The following is a 16,316-nucleotide window of genomic DNA, read 5'->3' on the forward strand; positions in this document are numbered from 1 at the left end:
TATGACCAGTCGAGCGAAGAAGACGACGTACCGGGACTGGCTCCTTGCGGTGGTGGCCGGCCTGTTCATCGGTACCATCGGCGGTGCCGGCGCGGATGTGGACGTCTCGCAATCGCCGCTGTATGTCGGCAGCGACGTGCCGGGCAACCTGGCCTTCGTGCCGTCGGTGGAATTCCCCACGGTGATCAGCAAGGCGAACCTGTCCGATACCTATTCGGCGTCGAGCAAGTTCGTCGGCTATTTCGATTCCAAGAAGTGCTACAAGTACCACTACAGCGACACCGAAAGCGATCGCTACTTCTATCCGGTCAGCGTGCTTGGCAACAATCCGAGCAGCTACGTCTGTAGTGGCGCGGGCGTGTGGGCGGGCAACTTCCTCAACTGGGCCGCGACCCAGACCATCGACCCGTTCCGCTCGGCATTGACCGGCGGCTATCGTGTGCGCGACACGACGACCGAGACGATTCTCGAGAAGGCGATCGCCGATCGCGATGCAACCAGCAATTTCCCCCGGCGCTACATCAGTAACAACGCCACGCTCATCGCCGGCGGTACCGCCGCGAGCTGGCAGAATTTCGGCATGCGCATCGATGGCCTGGGCGCACCGGCGGTCGGGCGCGGCCACACGATGAACTTCGCGGCGTACAATCTTCAGAATGCTTCGACGGATGCGATTCCCTACGATCCGAGCAAGCATTCGCTGGATGGCAGCTATCTCAAGCCTGACGGCTCTCCCTGCAACACGCCGTTTAACATCGGCTGCGTGCGCGACACGACCTTGACGTTCCAGGTCGCGATCCGCGTCAAGGTGTGCGATGCCAGCCTGGGCACCGCATATCTGGAGGACAACTGCGTCGCCTACCCCAGCGGCTACTACAAGCCCGAAGGCCTGATTCAGCAGTATTCCAAGCGGATCCGCTACAGCATTTTCGGCTACAAGAACGTCGACATCCAACAGGGCGCCGGCGCCGACAGCGGCATCCTGCGCGCCAAGCAAAAGTTCGTCGGGCCTTACACCTACAATCCCGATGAGGGTCGGCTGGCCAATACCGCCAGCGAATGGGACCCGCAGACCGGTGTCATCTACCAGAATCCGGATACTGCCGATGCGGCGGCGACCTCTGCGGTGATCGGAAGCGATCCCAATTATCAGATCGTCAACAGCGGCGTCATCAACTACCTCAACAAGTTCGGACAGCTCAAGACCGGCAAGAACGTCAAGTCGTACGACGACGTCAGCGAGCTGTACTACGCCGCGATCCGTTACTTCAAGCACCAGGGCAACATCGCCGCCTATTCGGCGCTGAGCGGAAGCGCGCAGACGAGGTATCAGCAGGCCGACGGTTTCCCGGTCATCACCAATTGGAACGACCCGATCTCCTACCAGTGCCAGGTCAATGTGATCCTGGGGATCGGCGATACCAATACGCACTACGACAAGAACCTGCCGGGCAATACCAGCAATCTCAATGGCGAGCCGACCAAGCCGCAGGAAGTGACGAGTGACGCGTCGGTCGACGTGCTGGCGCGCATGCGCCAGATCTGGCGGAAGGAAGGCTTCAACGCGACCGATGCGGCGAACCGCGCGACCGCCAGTTCGTTCAACGGCAACGGCAATTCCGCCTACATCGCGGCACTCGCCTACGACGCGCACACCAAGGATCTGCGTCCCGACACCGCCAGCGACGGCTTGCCTGGCAAGCAGACCCTGTCCACGCATTGGGTCGACGTGGTGGAGTACGGCGATTACAAGTCGCCGAACACCAATCAATACTGGCTGACCGCGAAGTACGGTGGTTTCCGGGTGCCGGAAGGCTACGATCCGGAGACGAACATCAGTGCGTTGGCAGACTCCACCTGGTGGGACGGCAGCTCCTACGTCAATGGCAACACCAGCTACAAGAAGCCGGACAACTACTACATCGCCGCCGACGCGGAAAAGATGGTGGCCAGCCTGCGCCAAGCATTCGAGCGCATCCTGGAGGAGATGAAGGGGTCTGCGGCGTCGCTGGCCAGCAACACGACCAAGCTCGAGGCCGGGGCGCGGACCTACCAGTCGGTGTTCTACAGCGGAAGCTGGCGTGGCGATGTGGTGGCGTACGACGTCGACCAGACCACCGGCGCACTGACGCAGGCGTGGAGTGCGAACGGGCAGTTCCCGGTCTGGAGCAATCGCACGATCAAGTTCGTCAACTCGGGCGGGACGCTGGACAATTTTGCATACGGCAAGCTGGCCGGGACGCCGCTGTCGTCTGCCACGCAGAACCAGATCAACTACCTGCGTGGCGATCGTTCGCAGGAAAAGGCCAACGGCGGTACGCTGCGCACCCGCACCGGCATCATGGGCGACATCGTCAATTCGCAGCCTGTGTACGTCGGTTCGCCGAATGCGCGCCTCTACACGACGGCGACGTTCACCGGTGCAAGCGCCTATGCCAGCTTTGCGGCGAGCAACGCGCAGCGTGCACCGATGCTGTACGTCGGCGCCAATGACGGCATGCTGCATGCGTTCGACGCGACGACGGGTGCGGAAAAATTCGCCTTCGTGCCGAAGGCGGCGATGACCGGGTTGCTCGACTACACCGATCCCAACTATCAGCACCGCTACTACGTGGACGGCGAACTCACCGTCTCGGATGTCTACATCGGCGGCAGCTGGCGGTCGGTGCTGGTCGGAACGATGGGGCGTGGTGGCACGGGCATGTTCGCACTCGATGTCACCGATCCCAACAACATCTCCCTGCTGTGGGACAAGACTTCCGCGGATGTCACCCAACTGGGCAACAATCTCGGCAAGCCGATCATCGGGCAACTCGCCGACGGTCAGTGGTACGCGATGCTGGGCAATGGTCCCAACAGCACCAGTGATGCTGCCTACCTCATCCTGGTCAATATCTCTGGTGGAGCCGCCACGCAGATTGCTGCAGGAACCGGCAGCAATAACGGCTTGTCGGGCGTGCTGGCTTGGTCATCCAACAACAATTTCATCGTCGATCGCCTGTATGCCGGCGACCTTGCAGGCAATCTGTGGGCGTTCGACATGTCCGGTACACGCGGTACCGCGCGCAGGCTGTTCTCCGCCAGCTATGCATCCAAGGCGCAGCCGATCACCGCGGCGCCCACGGCGGCGAAGGACCCGTCGACAGGCTTGACCTGGGTGTTCTTCGGCACCGGCAAGTACCTGTCCAGCGGCGATCTGGGCAACAAGGACGTGCAGAGCTGGTACGGCCTGATCGATCGCGGCAGCACCATTCCCTCGACGCGCGCCACGCTGGGCAAGGTCAATATCCTGCAGGAGGGCACGGTCAACGGGTACGCGGTCCGAGTCATCGACGACAAGCCGAGCGCAGGACAGGACGGGTGGTACATGGACCTGGTGTCGCCGCCCGGGACGACGCCGCAGGGCGAGCGCATGGTGGTCTCCAACTTCTTCCAGGGTACTGCGCTGATCGGCACCACGCGCATTCCGGATTCGGGCGATGTCTGCAGCCCCAGCGGCAAGGGCTTCGTGATGGCGATCAATCCATTCACCGGCGGACGGCTGGCGCAGTCCTTCTTCGATCTGGACGGTAGCGGCGGCTCGAGCACCGGCGATACCCTCAACGGGGTGCCGGTCTCCGGTATCGGCCTGAACAGCAGTCCCAATAATCCGATCTTCATCGGCAACCAGATGCAGATCGCACTGGACAACGCGAGTACGATCACGCTCGGTACCAACAGCAGCGCGCTCAGCATGAAGCGCGTGTCCTGGCGCGAACTCCTGAGGAACAACTGATGCGATCCCCGTCCTTTCCGGCCCGCCGGCAGCGTGGTTTCACCCTCATCGAGTTGATGATCGTGGTGGCGATCGTGGGTGTTCTCGCCGGCATCGCATTTGCGAGCTATCAGTCCTATGTCGTCAAGTCGCGTCGCTCCGCTGCCTCCGTGTGCCTCCAGCAAGGTGCCCAGCTAATCGAGCGTTACTACACGGCCAACATGACGTATGTGGGTGTGAACAAGCCGCAATGCGCAACCGATGCCGTGCAGTTCTACACCGTCGACTTCACCGGGACCCCCACCGCCAACGCGTTCACGTTGACGGCGACGCCTACCGGCCCCCAATTGGCCAAGGACACTCAGTGCGGCGCGCTCAGCATCGACCAGAAGGGCGCGCGCACCACATCCACCGGCGCAGGCGAGGGCACGTGCTGGTGAGGTCAGGGGAGTAGGGCGCAGCGACAGTCGGAAAAGCGCGCTCTTCACCCCTTGCGATTGTCATGGGGGCTCTATACAATGCGCCTCCCCGCCCGAATAGCTCAGCCGGTTAGAGCACTTGACTGTTAATCAGGGGGTCGTTGGTTCGAGTCCAACTTCGGGCGCCAAATCCTCAAAGGCCGCGAGCAATCGCGGCCTTTGCTTTTGCGCGTCAGTCCGGGGTCCGGCAGGGCATCGGTTCGGTCGCTTTTTGCGTGCGGATGCGTCCGGTGTTGTTTACCACCACCGCTGCGCGTAGCCGGCCGCGCTCGCAGATATTGACGGTCAGATTGCTGCCAGCGCTGCGTCCATCGGGCAGGAAGCGGATCGAGGGGCGGCCTTGGTTGGAGCGCAGTACCAGTTCGCCGGCGCCCGGCGCGCTGCCTTCGCTGAGGATGCTGTCCGGCGCGATCGGCTGGCCTTGCCGTTCCGGGTCGCGGAACACCAGCCAGCCCTGGCTCCAGTCGCTGTCGCCGCGGCAACTGCCGTCCCCGTTGGATGGACAGGCGCTGACCGGGACGCCGGAGCTGATGGCGCTGCTGCGCGCCAGGGCGAAATGCGCGCTCAACTGGTGGGTCGCCGCCGTCAGGCGTTGGCTCGCCAGCAGCTCGCGGAACGCCGGCAGGCCGATGCCGGCGACCAGGCAGAGCACGGCCATCACGATCATGGCCTCGAGCAATGTGTAGCCTTTGATTGCAGCGTTCCGCATGTCCGTCGTCTCCCGGTGCGAGGTCGCCAGTCTCGCGGCGGGACGGCAGGGCTTGAATGAGGGGGTTGTGCGTTCCCATGTAGGAAATCTCCCCGGCGCGGGGTCAGCCCCGTTCCCCACCTTGAGGCTTGTGCATGTCCGACCGTTTCCAACTCGTATCGCCGTATTCGCCGGCCGGCGACCAGCCGCAGGCGATCGAGAAGCTGGTGGCCGGCTTCGAGGCCGGCCTGTCCAAGCAGACCCTGCTCGGCGTGACCGGCTCCGGCAAGACCTACACCATCGCCAACGTGGTCCAGGCGATCCAGAAGCCCACCCTGGTGATGGCGCCGAACAAGACCCTGGCGGCGCAGCTGTACGGCGAGTTCAAGGCGTTCTTCCCCAACAACGCGGTCGAGTACTTCGTCAGCTACTACGACTACTACCAGCCCGAGGCCTACGTGCCGTCCTCGGACACCTTCATCGAGAAGGACAGTTCGATCAACGAGCACATCGAGCAGATGCGTCTGGCCGCCACCAAGACTCTGCTGTCGCGGCGCGATGCGCTGGTGGTGGCCACGGTCTCGGCGATCTACGGCCTCGGCGCGCCGGAGGACTACCTGTCGCTGCGGCTGATCCTGTCGATCGGCGAGCATGTCGAGCAGCGCCAGCTGATCCGTCACCTGACCGACCTGCAGTACACCCGCAACGAGTACGAGCTGCACCGGGGCAGCTTCCGCGTGCGCGGCGAGGTGATCGACGTGTTCCCGGCCGAATCCGACAGCGAGGCGCTGCGCATCGAGCTGTTCGATGGCGACGTCGAGCAACTGACCCTGTTCGATCCACTGACCGGCGAAACCCTGCGCAAGCTGCAGCGCTACACCATCTACCCCAAGACCCACTACGCCACCACCCGCGAACGCACGCTCAGCGCGGTGGACACGATCAAGCTGGAGCTGAAGGAGCGGCTCGAGCAGCTGTACGCGCAGAACAAGCTGGTCGAGGCGCAGCGGCTGGCGCAGCGCACCCAGTTCGACCTGGAGATGATGGCCGAGGTCGGCTTCTGCAACGGCATCGAGAACTATTCGCGGCATCTCACCGGCAAGGCGCCGGGCGAGCCGCCGCCGACCCTGTTCGACTACCTGCCGCCGGATGCATTGCTGGTGGTGGACGAGTCGCACGTCACCGTGCCGCAGATCGGCGCGATGTACAAAGGCGACCGTTCGCGCAAGGAGACCCTGGTGGAATTCGGCTTCCGGCTGCCGTCGGCGCTGGACAACCGGCCGCTGCGCTTCGAGGAATGGGAGGCGCGCTCGCCGCGCAGCATCTACGTGTCGGCCACGCCGGGCCCCTACGAATTGCGCGAATCGGCCGGCGAGATCACCGAGCTGGTGGTGCGCCCGACCGGACTGATCGACCCGGAAGTGGAGATCCGCCCGGTCGCGACCCAGGTCGACGACCTGCTGTCGGAGATCAACCTGCGCGTGGCCGATGGCGACCGCGTCCTGGTCACCACGCTGACCAAGCGCATGGCCGAGAACCTCACCGAATACCTCGGCGAGCACGGGGTGAAGGTGCGCTACCTGCACTCGGACATTGACACGGTCGAGCGCGTGGAGATCATCCGCGATCTGCGCCTGGGCAAGTTCGACGTCCTGGTCGGCATCAACCTGCTGCGCGAAGGCCTGGACATGCCGGAGGTCTCGCTGGTCGCGATCCTCGACGCCGACAAGGAGGGCTTCCTGCGCTCCACCGGCTCGCTGATCCAGACCATCGGTCGCGCCGCGCGCAACCTGCGCGGCAAGGCCATTCTCTATGCGGACAAGATGACGCGTTCGATGCAGGCCGCGATCGACGAGACCGGGCGCCGCCGCGAGAAGCAGGTGGAGTACAACCTGGAGCATGGGATCGTCCCGAAGTCGGTGGCGCGCCCGATCGTGGACATCCTGGAGGGCGCGCGCGAGGACGCGGCCGAGGCCAAGTCGGGCAAGGGCAAAGGCAAGGGCAAGGCGCGCCGGGTCGCGGAGGAGCCGGCCGACTACCGGACGCTGGCCCCGGCCGAGATCGCCGCGCGGCTCAAGGCCCTGGAGCAGGAGATGTACCAGCACGCGCGCGACCTGGAGTTCGAGGACGCGGCGCGGGTCCGCGACCAGATCAAGAAGCTGCGCGACGCCAGCCTGGTGGGCTAGGCGGGCCGCAGCGGTACCCGATCGGAGGATGGGTATTGTTCTTGTCCGCCAGGTGGGCTAAGATTCGCGCCCCTGCAGCGGTGCGCCGCGGCAGAGAAGGGCGGTTAGCTCAGCGGTAGAGCACTACCTTGACATGGTAGGGGTCACAGGTTCGAACCCTGTACCGCCCACCACGACGCAAAGAGGCGATCGTGGAAACGACAAAGCCGGCGCAAGCCGGCTTTTTTGTGTCTGCACTGAGGCCCTCGGCCGGCTCGGAAGCAGAGCGCTGGCCGCGCGGCCAGGCTTGCTTTAGCATCCGAGCGGACGATCAGGCGAGGAGGCCAGGCGCATGGTGGAATACCATCATACGGTGCAAGTCAAAGGACGCTACCAGCTCGTGGCGTTGACCCGGGAGCCGGAATACAGCCCGGCCAACGTGGTCGGCTATGCGGTCACCACCGACGGCGGCGCGCGCATCGATCCGCACGACATGTCCTGGGACGAGGCGCGGGTCTTCCTGGACAGCCTGGTCGAGCGCGATCGGGACGCTGTCAGCGCGGAAAAGAAGCCGTCGCGGAACAGGCCGAGCACGCGGCAACGTCGCTGAAACGCAATGCCCGCATCGCGGCCGTGGCGTCGCCCGCGCAGGCGGGCGGGCAAGGCGACCCGCAGCCATGGCGCGCCTGGTGCCATCGTGGTCATGGGCTGCTTGGCGACGCGGCCCTTCAACGATGAGCCGTTCCAGCCGAGCCTGCGCCAGGCACTCCCGCTCGCCTCGCAGACTGTCGACACGGGACGTCTCAAAATACGGAACTCGCTCTAGAATATTTGCCAGGATGGATCAGGGAGGATAGGGCTTGTCGAATCGTAAACTCGTTGCGGCGGCGCTCGTCGTCGTGCTCACGGCCGTCTGCGGCTATTTCCTGTCCGGCTACCTGGTCCTGCTGCTGTTGAAGCTGGACACGCGGATGTTCGGGCTTGGCACCTATTACCAGTACGTCCACGCCATCGGCTTGCCGGAGGTGGCTCCCTACGTCGGCAAGATCAAATGGGCCGGCTACCTCGGCTTCGGCTTGCCCGGCCTGGTGGCACTGCTGATCCTGGTGCTGATGTTCAAGCCGGCCAAGCGCAGCCTGCACGGCGACGCACGCTTTGCCGGTGCGGCCGACCTGTCCAAGCACGGGCTGTTCAAGACCAGCGGCGACGGCATCGTGGTGGGCAAGTTCCGCGGCAAGCTGGTGCGCCTCAGCGGCCAGCAGTTCGTGATCCTGGCGGCCCCGACCCGGTCGGGCAAGGGTGTCGGCGTGGTCATTCCGAACCTGCTCGAGTACCAGGAATCGGTGGTGGTCCTGGACATCAAACAGGAGAACTTCGACCTGACCAGCGGCTGGCGCGCCAGCCAGGGCCAGGAGGTGTTCCTGTTCAATCCGTTCGCCGAGGACCGCCGCACCCATCGCTGGAACCCGCTCAGCTACGTCTCCGACGACCCGGCGTTCCGGGTGTCGGACCTGATGAGCATCGCCGCCATGCTGTACCCGGACGGCTCGGACGACCAGAAGTTCTGGGTCAGCCAGGCGCGCAACGCGTTCATGGCATTCTCGCTGTACCTGTTCGAGAACTGGGACGACGAGCGCAACATCGGCTTCCCCGGCGGTCTCGGCACGCCGACGCTGGGCGCGATCTACCGCCTGTCGTCCGGCGACGGCACCGACCTGAAGAAGTACCTGAAGTCGCTGTCGGAGCGGCGCTTCCTCAGCGGCAATGCCAAGTCGGCGTTCTCCAACCTGCTGTCGCAGGCGGACGAGACCTTCGCCTCGATCATGGGCACGCTCAAGGAGCCGCTCAACGCCTGGATCAACCCGGTGCTGGATGCGGCCACCAGCGACAACGACTTCCTGCTCACCGACCTGCGCAAGAAGAAGATGACCATCTACATCGGTATCCAGCCCAACAAGCTGGCCGAAAGCCGCCTGATCATCAACCTGTTCTTCAGCCAGATCATCAACCTCAACACCAAGGAACTGCCCAAGAGCAATCCGGCGCTGAAGTACCAGTGCCTGCTGCTGATGGACGAGTTCACCGCGATCGGCAAGGTCGACATCATCGCCTCGGCAGTGTCATATATGGCTGGCTACAATGTCCGCCTTCTGCCGATCATCCAGAGCATGGCCCAGCTCGATGCCACCTATGGCAAGGACATCTCGCGGACCATCATCACGAATCATGCACTGCAGATTCTCTACGCTCCGCGCGAGCAGCAGGATGCAAACGACTACTCGGAGATGCTCGGCTACACCACCTTCCGCAAGAAGAACGTCACGCGCGGCAAGGATGTGACCCGGAGCGTGTCGGAGGAGAAGCGGGCGCTGATGCTGCCGCAGGAGTTGAAGGCGATGGGCAACGATCAAGAGGTGTTCTTGTACGAGGGCATTCCGCACCCAGTGAAGTGCGACAAGATCAAGTATTACAAGGATCGCCACTTCACCGCGCGACTGCGGCCGAAAGTCGACATTCCGACGCTCTCGATTTAAAAGTGTGACGAAAAACACTTATTTTTTGGGCGCATTTATCATTTGAACGTTTTTTTGCCAAATGCTTGACGTGAGCATGCCCCTCCGGCACATTCTCGCGAGTATGGCGATGCGTTGGTAACAGAAACAGAAACAGGAACAGGGGCGTGGGCCGAACAGGCGCACGTAAGGGGTGACATGGAAGGTTTGTTGTCAAATTCCGTTCTCTTCGGCGCCGATCGCGCGGCCTCGGGAGCATCCCGTTGCCTGCCGCGGATCCGTGTCCGTGCCGTTCCCGGCAGCTTCCTTCTTGCGGCGCCTGTGTCGCGTCGTTGCGTCGAATTCCGCCATCCAGCAGTGGGCCGCCTGCGCGCCGCCCGCTCTCTACACGTTTCCGCAATTCAGAGGCTCGCGTGAAAAGAACGCATATGTTTCGGCTGATCGCTACGTTGAGTGCCGTCGCGCTGTTGAGCGCCTGTGCAACCAGGCCCGCGCCCGACTTTCGCGGCAAATGGAAGCCGGTCAACCGTTTCTCCGAGTCGACCATGGAGATCCCGCTCTACTCGTCGTACGTGTACCAGGCGATTCCGATGGACGGCACGCTGAAGACGATGCTCGAGCGCTGGGCCAAGGATTCGAACATGCAGCTGTCCTACGGCATCCAGTCCGACTACACGCTGTATGCGCCGGTCGCCAAGATCAATACCACCAGCATCCAGCAGGCAGTCGCCGAGCTGAGCGTGGTCTATGCGCAGGAAGGTCTGAGCGTGACCGCTGCGGGCAATCGCATCCTGGTGCAGCCGTCGTCGTCGGTGAGCGGTACGCCGGCGACCAGCGACAGCGCGAAGTGACGTCACCGCCGGTGCGCACGTTGCGCGCCGGCAGCCATATTACGAACCTGGTGAAGTCTGATGTTCGGTAAAAAGCAGGCCGAAAGCGAAAACGTCAACAAAGCGGTCGCGAAGGCGGTCAACTACGAGATCAGCATTGCGGATCTGGCGCGCCGCAGCGAGCGCCGCGCATGGTGGGTCGCCTTCGGCGCGATCATCATGTGCCTGCTGCTGGGCGGCGGGTACTACTACATGCTGCCGCTGAAGGAAAAGGTGCCGTATCTGGTGATGGCGGATGCGTACACCGGCAATTCCACGGTGTCGGTGCTTCGCAACAGCGGCGATGTGCAGAGTGTCACCAACAGCGAGGCGCTGGCCAAGAGCAACGTGGCGCGCTTCATCACCGCACGTGAGTCCTACGACTCGGAGATGATGGGGCTCAACGACTGGAATACGGTGTTCTCGATGGCGCCGCGGAACACTGCGGTGGGTGCGGAGTATTTCAATCTGCACGCGCCGAACAATCCCTCGGCTCCGTATTACACCTACGGCAAGGCGCGTTCGATTCGGGTCAAGATCCTGAGCATCAACCTGCTGGGCGGCGGTGGCAAACCGTACACCGGTGCGAACGTGCGTTTCCAGCGCAGCATCTACGACAAGAAGACCGGGCAATCCACGTTTCTCGACAACAAGTTCGCCATCCTTGGCTTCAAGTACAACAGCAATCTGGCCATGGAAGACGATCTGCGGGTGGAGAATCCGCTTGGGTTCGTGGTGACCGATTACCGGGTCGACAACGACTACTCGGCCATGCCGGTTCCGCCGTCGCCCGCGGTGCAGGCCCCTGCAACCGGCGCGGTACAGCAGCCGGCCGCCGCACAGATGCCGGCCGCTGCGGGACAGGCAACCATGCCGCAGCAGATGCCTGCTCAGCAGGCGATGCCCGGTGCGAACGGCGCGATGCCGGTTCCGCAGCAGGAGCCGTTGGTCAATCCGGGGAGCGCGCCCGTCTATCCGGGGACGCAGCCCGCTGCGGCCCCTCCTGCACCCAACGTTGCACCTCAGCACAATGGTAATGGAGCGAACGTTCGATGAGTTTCCTGACGAAAACCGGTTCGGCGCATATTGCGTTGCTGGCTCTGGGCCTGTTCGCGCCGATCGCGTCGGCACAGGTGGTCCAGCAGTACGAGTACGAGCCTGACAAGATCTATCAGGTGCGTACCGGCCTGGGCATCACCACCCAGATCGAGCTGAGCCCGAACGAGAAGATCCTCGATTACAGCACCGGTTTCACCAGTGGCTGGGAACTCAGCCGTCGCGAGAACGTCTTCTATCTGAAGCCGAAGAACGTCGACGTCGACACCAACATGATGATCCGCACCGCGACCCATTCCTACATCCTGGAATTGAAGGTGGTGGCCACGGATTGGCAGCGGCTGGAGCAGGCCAAGCAGGCCGGCGTGCAGTACAAGGTCACCTTCACCTATCCGAAGGACACCAGCTTTGCCGCGGCCAGCGACGAGGTGAAGGACGAGTCGCAGCTCGATACACGGCTGACCAAGGACCGCCATTACTACTTCGATTACGACTATTCCACGCGCTCCAAGCAGATGTGGATCGTGCCGAGCAGCGTCTACGACGATGGCAAGTTCACCTACATCAAAATGGATCTGACGCGTTTCCCGACAGGCAATTTCCCGGCCGTGTTCGGCCGCGAGAAGGAGAGCGACGAGGATTTCCTGGTCAATACCACCGTCGAGGGCAACACCCTGATTGTCCACGGGACCTATCCCTTCCTGGTCATCCGCCACGGCAAGAATGTTGTCGGCTTGCGTAGGAACAAGCAAAAGTGAACTCGAATCTACCTCCGTCTGACGAAAACTACGGCCGCGATAACGGCCAGCCGCGCAATCCGCAAGCGGACGACGCGCCGCGCGAGAATCCCTATTTCGCTCGCCAGCAGCAGACCGCCGACCCGGATCTGGATGCCAACGAGCCGGTGCTGCGCTCCAGCGACCTGAAGAAGCTCAATCGCAAGGCGCTGGTGTTCCTGGCCGGTATCGCCGCACTGCTGATCGTCGCGATCTTCTGGCTGGTGAGCGGCAGCAGCACGCCCGAGCCGGCGCCGAAGCCGCGCCAGGAGGCAGTGGTGGCGCCTGCGCTGCCGCAGACCGCGGCGCCGCCGCCGGTGCAGCCGGCAGAGCCGGTGCAGCTGGCCGAGCAGCCGAGCCTGCCGCCGTTGCCGCCGATGCCTACCGATACCGACGCGCAGATGCAGTCGGCCCCGCGACAGGAACGTGGGCCGTCCTTGCTGGAGCGGCGCATGGCCGGCCTGCAACAGGACGCCGGCGGCCAGGGCCTTGGCGGCATGATGCCGGGACAGGAGCAGGGCGGTGCGCCGATGCAGCAGGAGCAGGAGACCTCTGCCAAGCCGATCGCCAACCCGGACGGTCTGCTGGTGCGTGGCACCTACATTCGCTGCGTGCTTGAAACTCGGATCATCACCGATTTCCCCGGCTTCACCTCGTGCATCATCACCGAGCCGGTGTACTCCATCAACGGCCGCCGCCTGTTGCTGCCGAAGGGATCGAAGATCCTCGGACAGTACGGTTCCGCGGAGCCGACCGGCCCGCGCATGCAGGTGGTCTGGGACCGCATCACCACGCCGACCGGCATCGACGTGACCCTGGTCGGACCGGGCGTGGACAACCTCGGCAGCGCCGGCCATCCGGGGCAGTACAGCGCGCACTGGGCGAGCCGCATTTCGTCCGCGCTGATGATCAGCATGCTCAGCGACGCCTTCAAGTGGGCGGCGGCCGAGCACGGTCCGAAGACCACCACCACCGGCCTCAATTCCGGCATCGTCACCGAGCAGCCGTTCGAGAGCAACACGGCGCAGTCCATCCAGCGTCTGGCCGACCAGGCTCTGGATCGTCGTCGTCCCGCCACCGTGACCATCAACCAGGGCACCATCGTGAACGTCTACGTCGCCAAGGACGTCGACTTCACGGCCGTGTTGCCGCGTTGACCGAGATCGAGACAGCGACGTGACGTTCGACGACTCTCCGACCGCGCAGATCTCCACGGACTTCCTGGATTACCAGTATTCGGTGCTGGGCATCCTGGATTATCTGAACTCGCCGGAAGTGACGGAAATCTGCATCAACCGTCCCGGCGAGCTGTACCTGGAGACCCTGCGCGGCTGGCAGCGGATGGACATCCCGTCGCTGACCTTCGATCGCGCCCGGCAGTTCTGTACGGCGGTCGTCAACGAGAGCAATACCGGTCAGCGCATCACCGATGCCGATCCGGTGGTGTCGCTGACCTTTCCCACCGGCCAGCGCGCGCAGTTCGTGATCCCGCCGGCCTGCGATGCCGGCAAGGTGTCGATCACCATCCGTCTGCCGTCCAAGCACACCAAGACCCTGGAGCAGTACAAGGAAGACGGCTTCTTCCAGGAGATCCTGGAGGTGCAATCGGGACTCAGCGAGCAGGACCTTGAGTTGCTCGAGTTGCGGCGGCAGCGCGATTACGCTGAATTCTTCAAGAAGGCGGTGCTGTTCAAGAAGAACGTCGTCGTCGCCGGCGCCACCGGTAGCGGCAAGACCACCTTCATGAAGTCGCTGGTGAATCACATCCCGCACGAAGAGCGGCTGGTGACGATCGAGGACGCGCGCGAACTCTTCATCAGCCAGCCCAATTCCGTGCATTTGCTCTACTCCAAAGGTGGACAAAGCACGAGCAACGTCACCGCGAAGAGTTGCATGGAAGCGTGCCTGCGCATGAAGCCCGACCGCATCATCCTCGCGGAGCTGCGTGGCGACGAGTCGTTCTACTTCATCCGCAACTGCGCCTCCGGTCATCCCGGCTCCATCACCAGCTGCCATGCTGGCAGCATCGGCCAGACCTGGGACCAGCTGGCGTTGATGGTCAAGGCCTCGGCCGAAGGCTCAGGCCTGGAGTTCGCCGTCATCAAGCGGTTGCTGATGATGACCATCGACATCGTTGTCCACATCAAATCGCATGCGGGCCGGCGCTATATCACCGGTATCGATTTCGATCCGGAGCGCACGCATTCGGGTGGAGGGTGAATATGTTCATTGAGGTGATAAGGCGAAAATCCGCCGATTGACTTTGAATTTTTCTTCCAACACGATTGATTTGCGACACTGCGGCGTTCCGGGCGATTGCCACGACGCCGATGCATAGGGAGTAACCACGGCATGTTGCCAGGCATGGAACTACTCAGCTGTCCCGAAATGGCGGTTCCGGCTGAAGTCATGCAGCACGTTGTGCGCGTCGAGTCGTCGCACAACCCGTTCGCGATCGGCGTGGTCGGCGGTCGCCTGGTGCGCCAGCCGCAGAACCTGTCCGAAGCGGTGGCCACCGCGCGGATGCTGGAAGAGAAGGGCTACAACTTTTCCCTAGGCCTGGGGCAGGTCAATCGCTACAACCTGATCAAGTACGGCCTGGATACCTACGAAAAGGCATTCAGGACCTGTCCCAACCTGCAGGCCGCGTCGAAGATCCTGGCCGAATGCTACAGCCGCTCGGGCGGCAACTGGGGCAAGTCGTTCAGTTGCTACTACTCCGGTAACTTCGAGACCGGGTACCGCCACGGCTACGTGCAGAAGGTCTACGCGTCGATCAACCAGGGCAGGGCGCTGGCCGCGTCCACCGCTGGTGCGATTCCGGTGATTCCCGCCGGTGGCGTGCGTCGTGCGGTCAACGACTCGGTGAAGGCCGCGGCGGTGCGCGAAGTCGATTCGATCGTGTCGCGGCGCATCGACTCGGCGGCCGATCGACTCGCCAACGGACTCGCTGCGCAAGGCCAGCCATCGATGCGTCCCCAGGCCGCCGTCGCGGCGCCGGGGCAGCAGACGGCTGGCGCAGTGGCGGCGGCGCAGCCAACAGCGGCAGACGCTGATCTCTACGTAATACGACCTACAGGCGCCGGCAAAGGAGTGGCGGTTCCTGCAGGTGGCGGGGCGCCCCCAGCTCCGCACGTTGCCGCACACGCGCCCCAGGCCGTGGCGGGAGCGGCCGTTCCTGGCTCAAGTACGCCGCCGCCGACGTCTGGCGACGGGGCCTTCGTATTCTAGCCAGATGCAGTAGCGCGGCCATGCAAGTGGCTTTTTGATCACCCCCTGTTTTCCAGTCAAGGAGATACCCACGATGTTCAAGAACAATCAGATGAAGTCGAACGCCAAGGTCATCGGCACGGCGGCGTTGCAGGCGGCGGTGTTCACCGTGGCCCTGCTCGCGTCCAGCTTCGCGATGGCGCAGGACTATGCCGGTGCGGACACCAAGGTCTGTGGCTTCCTCGGCAAGACCAACAACATCCTGAACATGGCATCGGTGGTGGTGGTGACCATCGCGGTCGTCTTCGCCGGTTACCAGATCGCGTTCGCGCACAAGCGCGTTTCCGAAGTGGCCCCGGTGCTGCTGGGTGGTGTGCTGATCGGTGCGGCCGGCCAGCTGGCCAAGATGCTGATCGGCGATACCGGCCAGACCGAGTGCAAGGCCACCGCCGCGATTCAGATGATCCAGCACGTCCTGCACTATGCATAAGAACGTACTTTTCCGGGGCTGCACCCGACCGGCGATGTTCTTCGGGGTGCCTTACATCCCGTTCTTCATCGGCGCGGGCGGCGGCTTCCTGATGGGTATCTATTTCGATATGTGGCTGCTGCTGCTCATTCCGGTCATCGTCTTCGTCATGCAGCAGATGACCAAGCGGGACGAGATGATCTTCCGCATGCTCGGGTTGCGCTGGATGATGAGGATGCGCGTGCGCAACCTGCAGCGCTATTCCGGCATGTGGGTGTTCTCGCCGAATGAGTACAGGAAAGAGGTGCCGGGCGCCAAGCGCTAGTTTGGGACTGGG

Annotated in this window: 14 protein-coding genes and 2 tRNA genes; 15 read left to right on the forward strand and 1 reads right to left on the reverse strand. The window is 63.3% G+C overall.

Annotation, left to right across the window (positions count from 1 at the left end):
• Position 1 precedes the first annotated feature (1 nt).
• The 3 genes from J7357_RS01985 (at position 2) to J7357_RS01995 (ending at position 4,361) form a co-directional block, all read left to right on the forward strand.
• On the forward strand, positions 2–3,775 hold the full coding sequence (locus J7357_RS01985; protein WP_209244486.1) for a pilus assembly protein: 3,774 nt from the start codon (positions 2–4) through the stop codon (positions 3,773–3,775).
• Positions 3,775–4,194, forward strand: coding sequence for a type IV pilin protein (locus J7357_RS01990; RefSeq protein ID WP_209244488.1), 420 nt, complete (start codon positions 3,775–3,777; stop codon positions 4,192–4,194). Before J7357_RS01985 ends, J7357_RS01990 begins: the two co-directional genes overlap by 1 nt.
• 90 nt (positions 4,195–4,284) lie before the next feature.
• Positions 4,285–4,361, forward strand: a tRNA-Asn gene (locus J7357_RS01995).
• Between the two features lie 44 nt (positions 4,362–4,405).
• On the opposite strand, the gene J7357_RS02000 is transcribed toward J7357_RS01995, so the two are convergent.
• Positions 4,406–4,942 (reverse strand): Tfp pilus assembly protein FimT/FimU, encoded by a 537-nt coding sequence (locus tag J7357_RS02000; protein WP_209244495.1) that lies wholly within the window; start codon positions 4,940–4,942, stop codon positions 4,406–4,408.
• A 134-nt stretch (positions 4,943–5,076) separates the two neighbouring features.
• Between J7357_RS02000 and uvrB the strand changes: the two genes are divergently transcribed.
• The 12 genes from uvrB (at position 5,077) to J7357_RS02060 (ending at position 16,304) form a co-directional block, all read left to right on the forward strand.
• Entirely contained in the window at positions 5,077–7,107 is a 2,031-nt protein-coding gene (gene uvrB / locus J7357_RS02005; RefSeq protein WP_209244497.1) for an excinuclease ABC subunit UvrB, read from the forward strand.
• 98 nt (positions 7,108–7,205) lie between these two features.
• Positions 7,206–7,280: transfer RNA gene (locus J7357_RS02010), tRNA-Val, on the forward strand.
• Between the two features lie 158 nt (positions 7,281–7,438).
• Positions 7,439–7,696 (forward strand): hypothetical protein, encoded by a 258-nt coding sequence (locus J7357_RS02015; RefSeq protein ID WP_209244499.1) that lies wholly within the window; start codon positions 7,439–7,441, stop codon positions 7,694–7,696.
• Positions 7,697–7,946: 250 nt separating this feature from the next.
• On the forward strand, positions 7,947–9,620 hold the full coding sequence (locus tag J7357_RS02020) for a type IV secretory system conjugative DNA transfer family protein (RefSeq protein WP_209244500.1): 1,674 nt from the start codon (positions 7,947–7,949) through the stop codon (positions 9,618–9,620).
• Between the two features lie 407 nt (positions 9,621–10,027).
• Positions 10,028–10,450 (forward strand): hypothetical protein, encoded by a 423-nt coding sequence (locus J7357_RS02025; RefSeq protein WP_040901574.1) that lies wholly within the window; start codon positions 10,028–10,030, stop codon positions 10,448–10,450.
• 60 nt (positions 10,451–10,510) lie between these two features.
• Positions 10,511–11,524 carry a type IV secretion system protein gene (locus J7357_RS02030; protein ID WP_209244502.1) on the forward strand — a complete coding sequence of 338 codons (1,014 nt, stop codon included), beginning with the start codon at positions 10,511–10,513 and terminating at the stop codon, positions 11,522–11,524.
• Positions 11,521–12,282, forward strand: coding sequence for a TrbG/VirB9 family P-type conjugative transfer protein (locus J7357_RS02035; protein ID WP_017907225.1), 762 nt, complete (start codon positions 11,521–11,523; stop codon positions 12,280–12,282). Before J7357_RS02030 ends, J7357_RS02035 begins: the two co-directional genes overlap by 4 nt.
• Positions 12,279–13,457 carry a TrbI/VirB10 family protein gene (locus J7357_RS02040; RefSeq protein ID WP_209244504.1) on the forward strand — a complete coding sequence of 393 codons (1,179 nt, stop codon included), beginning with the start codon at positions 12,279–12,281 and terminating at the stop codon, positions 13,455–13,457. The genes J7357_RS02035 and J7357_RS02040 overlap by 4 nt, the downstream gene beginning before the upstream one ends.
• Positions 13,458–13,476: 19 nt before the next feature.
• Complete coding sequence (virB11, locus tag J7357_RS02045; protein WP_010340366.1) at positions 13,477–14,520, forward strand: P-type DNA transfer ATPase VirB11; 1,044 nt, start codon at positions 13,477–13,479, stop codon at positions 14,518–14,520.
• A gap of 144 nt (positions 14,521–14,664) precedes the next feature.
• The gene (locus J7357_RS02050) at positions 14,665–15,531 is read left to right on the forward strand and encodes a lytic transglycosylase domain-containing protein (protein ID WP_209244506.1); all 867 of its coding nucleotides are present in this window, start codon (positions 14,665–14,667) and stop codon (positions 15,529–15,531) included.
• A gap of 73 nt (positions 15,532–15,604) precedes the next feature.
• Positions 15,605–16,000 carry a TrbC/VirB2 family protein gene (locus J7357_RS02055; protein ID WP_209244508.1) on the forward strand — a complete coding sequence of 132 codons (396 nt, stop codon included), beginning with the start codon at positions 15,605–15,607 and terminating at the stop codon, positions 15,998–16,000.
• Entirely contained in the window at positions 15,993–16,304 is a 312-nt protein-coding gene (locus J7357_RS02060) for a VirB3 family type IV secretion system protein (protein ID WP_010340363.1), read from the forward strand. The genes J7357_RS02055 and J7357_RS02060 overlap by 8 nt, the downstream gene beginning before the upstream one ends.
• Positions 16,305–16,316 lie beyond the last annotated feature (12 nt).

The organism is Xanthomonas sp. D-109 (assembly GCF_017746095.1).
Lineage (GTDB): Bacteria > Pseudomonadota > Gammaproteobacteria > Xanthomonadales > Xanthomonadaceae > Xanthomonas_A > Xanthomonas_A sacchari.

Excerpts from the sequence above, each read along its gene's own strand:
- J7357_RS01985 (WP_209244486.1), top strand. The coding sequence starts at position 2 with ATGACCAGTCGAGCGAAGAAGACGACGTACCGGGACTGGCTCCTTGCG.
- J7357_RS01990 (WP_209244488.1), top strand. The coding sequence starts at position 3,775 with ATGCGATCCCCGTCCTTTCCGGCCCGCCGGCAGCGTGGTTTCACCCTC.
- J7357_RS02000 (WP_209244495.1), bottom strand. The coding sequence starts at position 4,942 with ATGCGGAACGCTGCAATCAAAGGCTACACATTGCTCGAGGCCATGATC.
- uvrB (WP_209244497.1), top strand. The coding sequence starts at position 5,077 with ATGTCCGACCGTTTCCAACTCGTATCGCCGTATTCGCCGGCCGGCGAC.
- J7357_RS02015 (WP_209244499.1), top strand. The coding sequence starts at position 7,439 with ATGGTGGAATACCATCATACGGTGCAAGTCAAAGGACGCTACCAGCTC.
- J7357_RS02025 (WP_040901574.1), top strand. The coding sequence starts at position 10,028 with ATGTTTCGGCTGATCGCTACGTTGAGTGCCGTCGCGCTGTTGAGCGCC.
- J7357_RS02030 (WP_209244502.1), top strand. The coding sequence starts at position 10,511 with ATGTTCGGTAAAAAGCAGGCCGAAAGCGAAAACGTCAACAAAGCGGTC.
- J7357_RS02035 (WP_017907225.1), top strand. The coding sequence starts at position 11,521 with ATGAGTTTCCTGACGAAAACCGGTTCGGCGCATATTGCGTTGCTGGCT.
- J7357_RS02050 (WP_209244506.1), top strand. The coding sequence starts at position 14,665 with ATGGAACTACTCAGCTGTCCCGAAATGGCGGTTCCGGCTGAAGTCATG.
- J7357_RS02055 (WP_209244508.1), top strand. The coding sequence starts at position 15,605 with ATGTTCAAGAACAATCAGATGAAGTCGAACGCCAAGGTCATCGGCACG.
- J7357_RS02060 (WP_010340363.1), top strand. The coding sequence starts at position 15,993 with ATGCATAAGAACGTACTTTTCCGGGGCTGCACCCGACCGGCGATGTTC.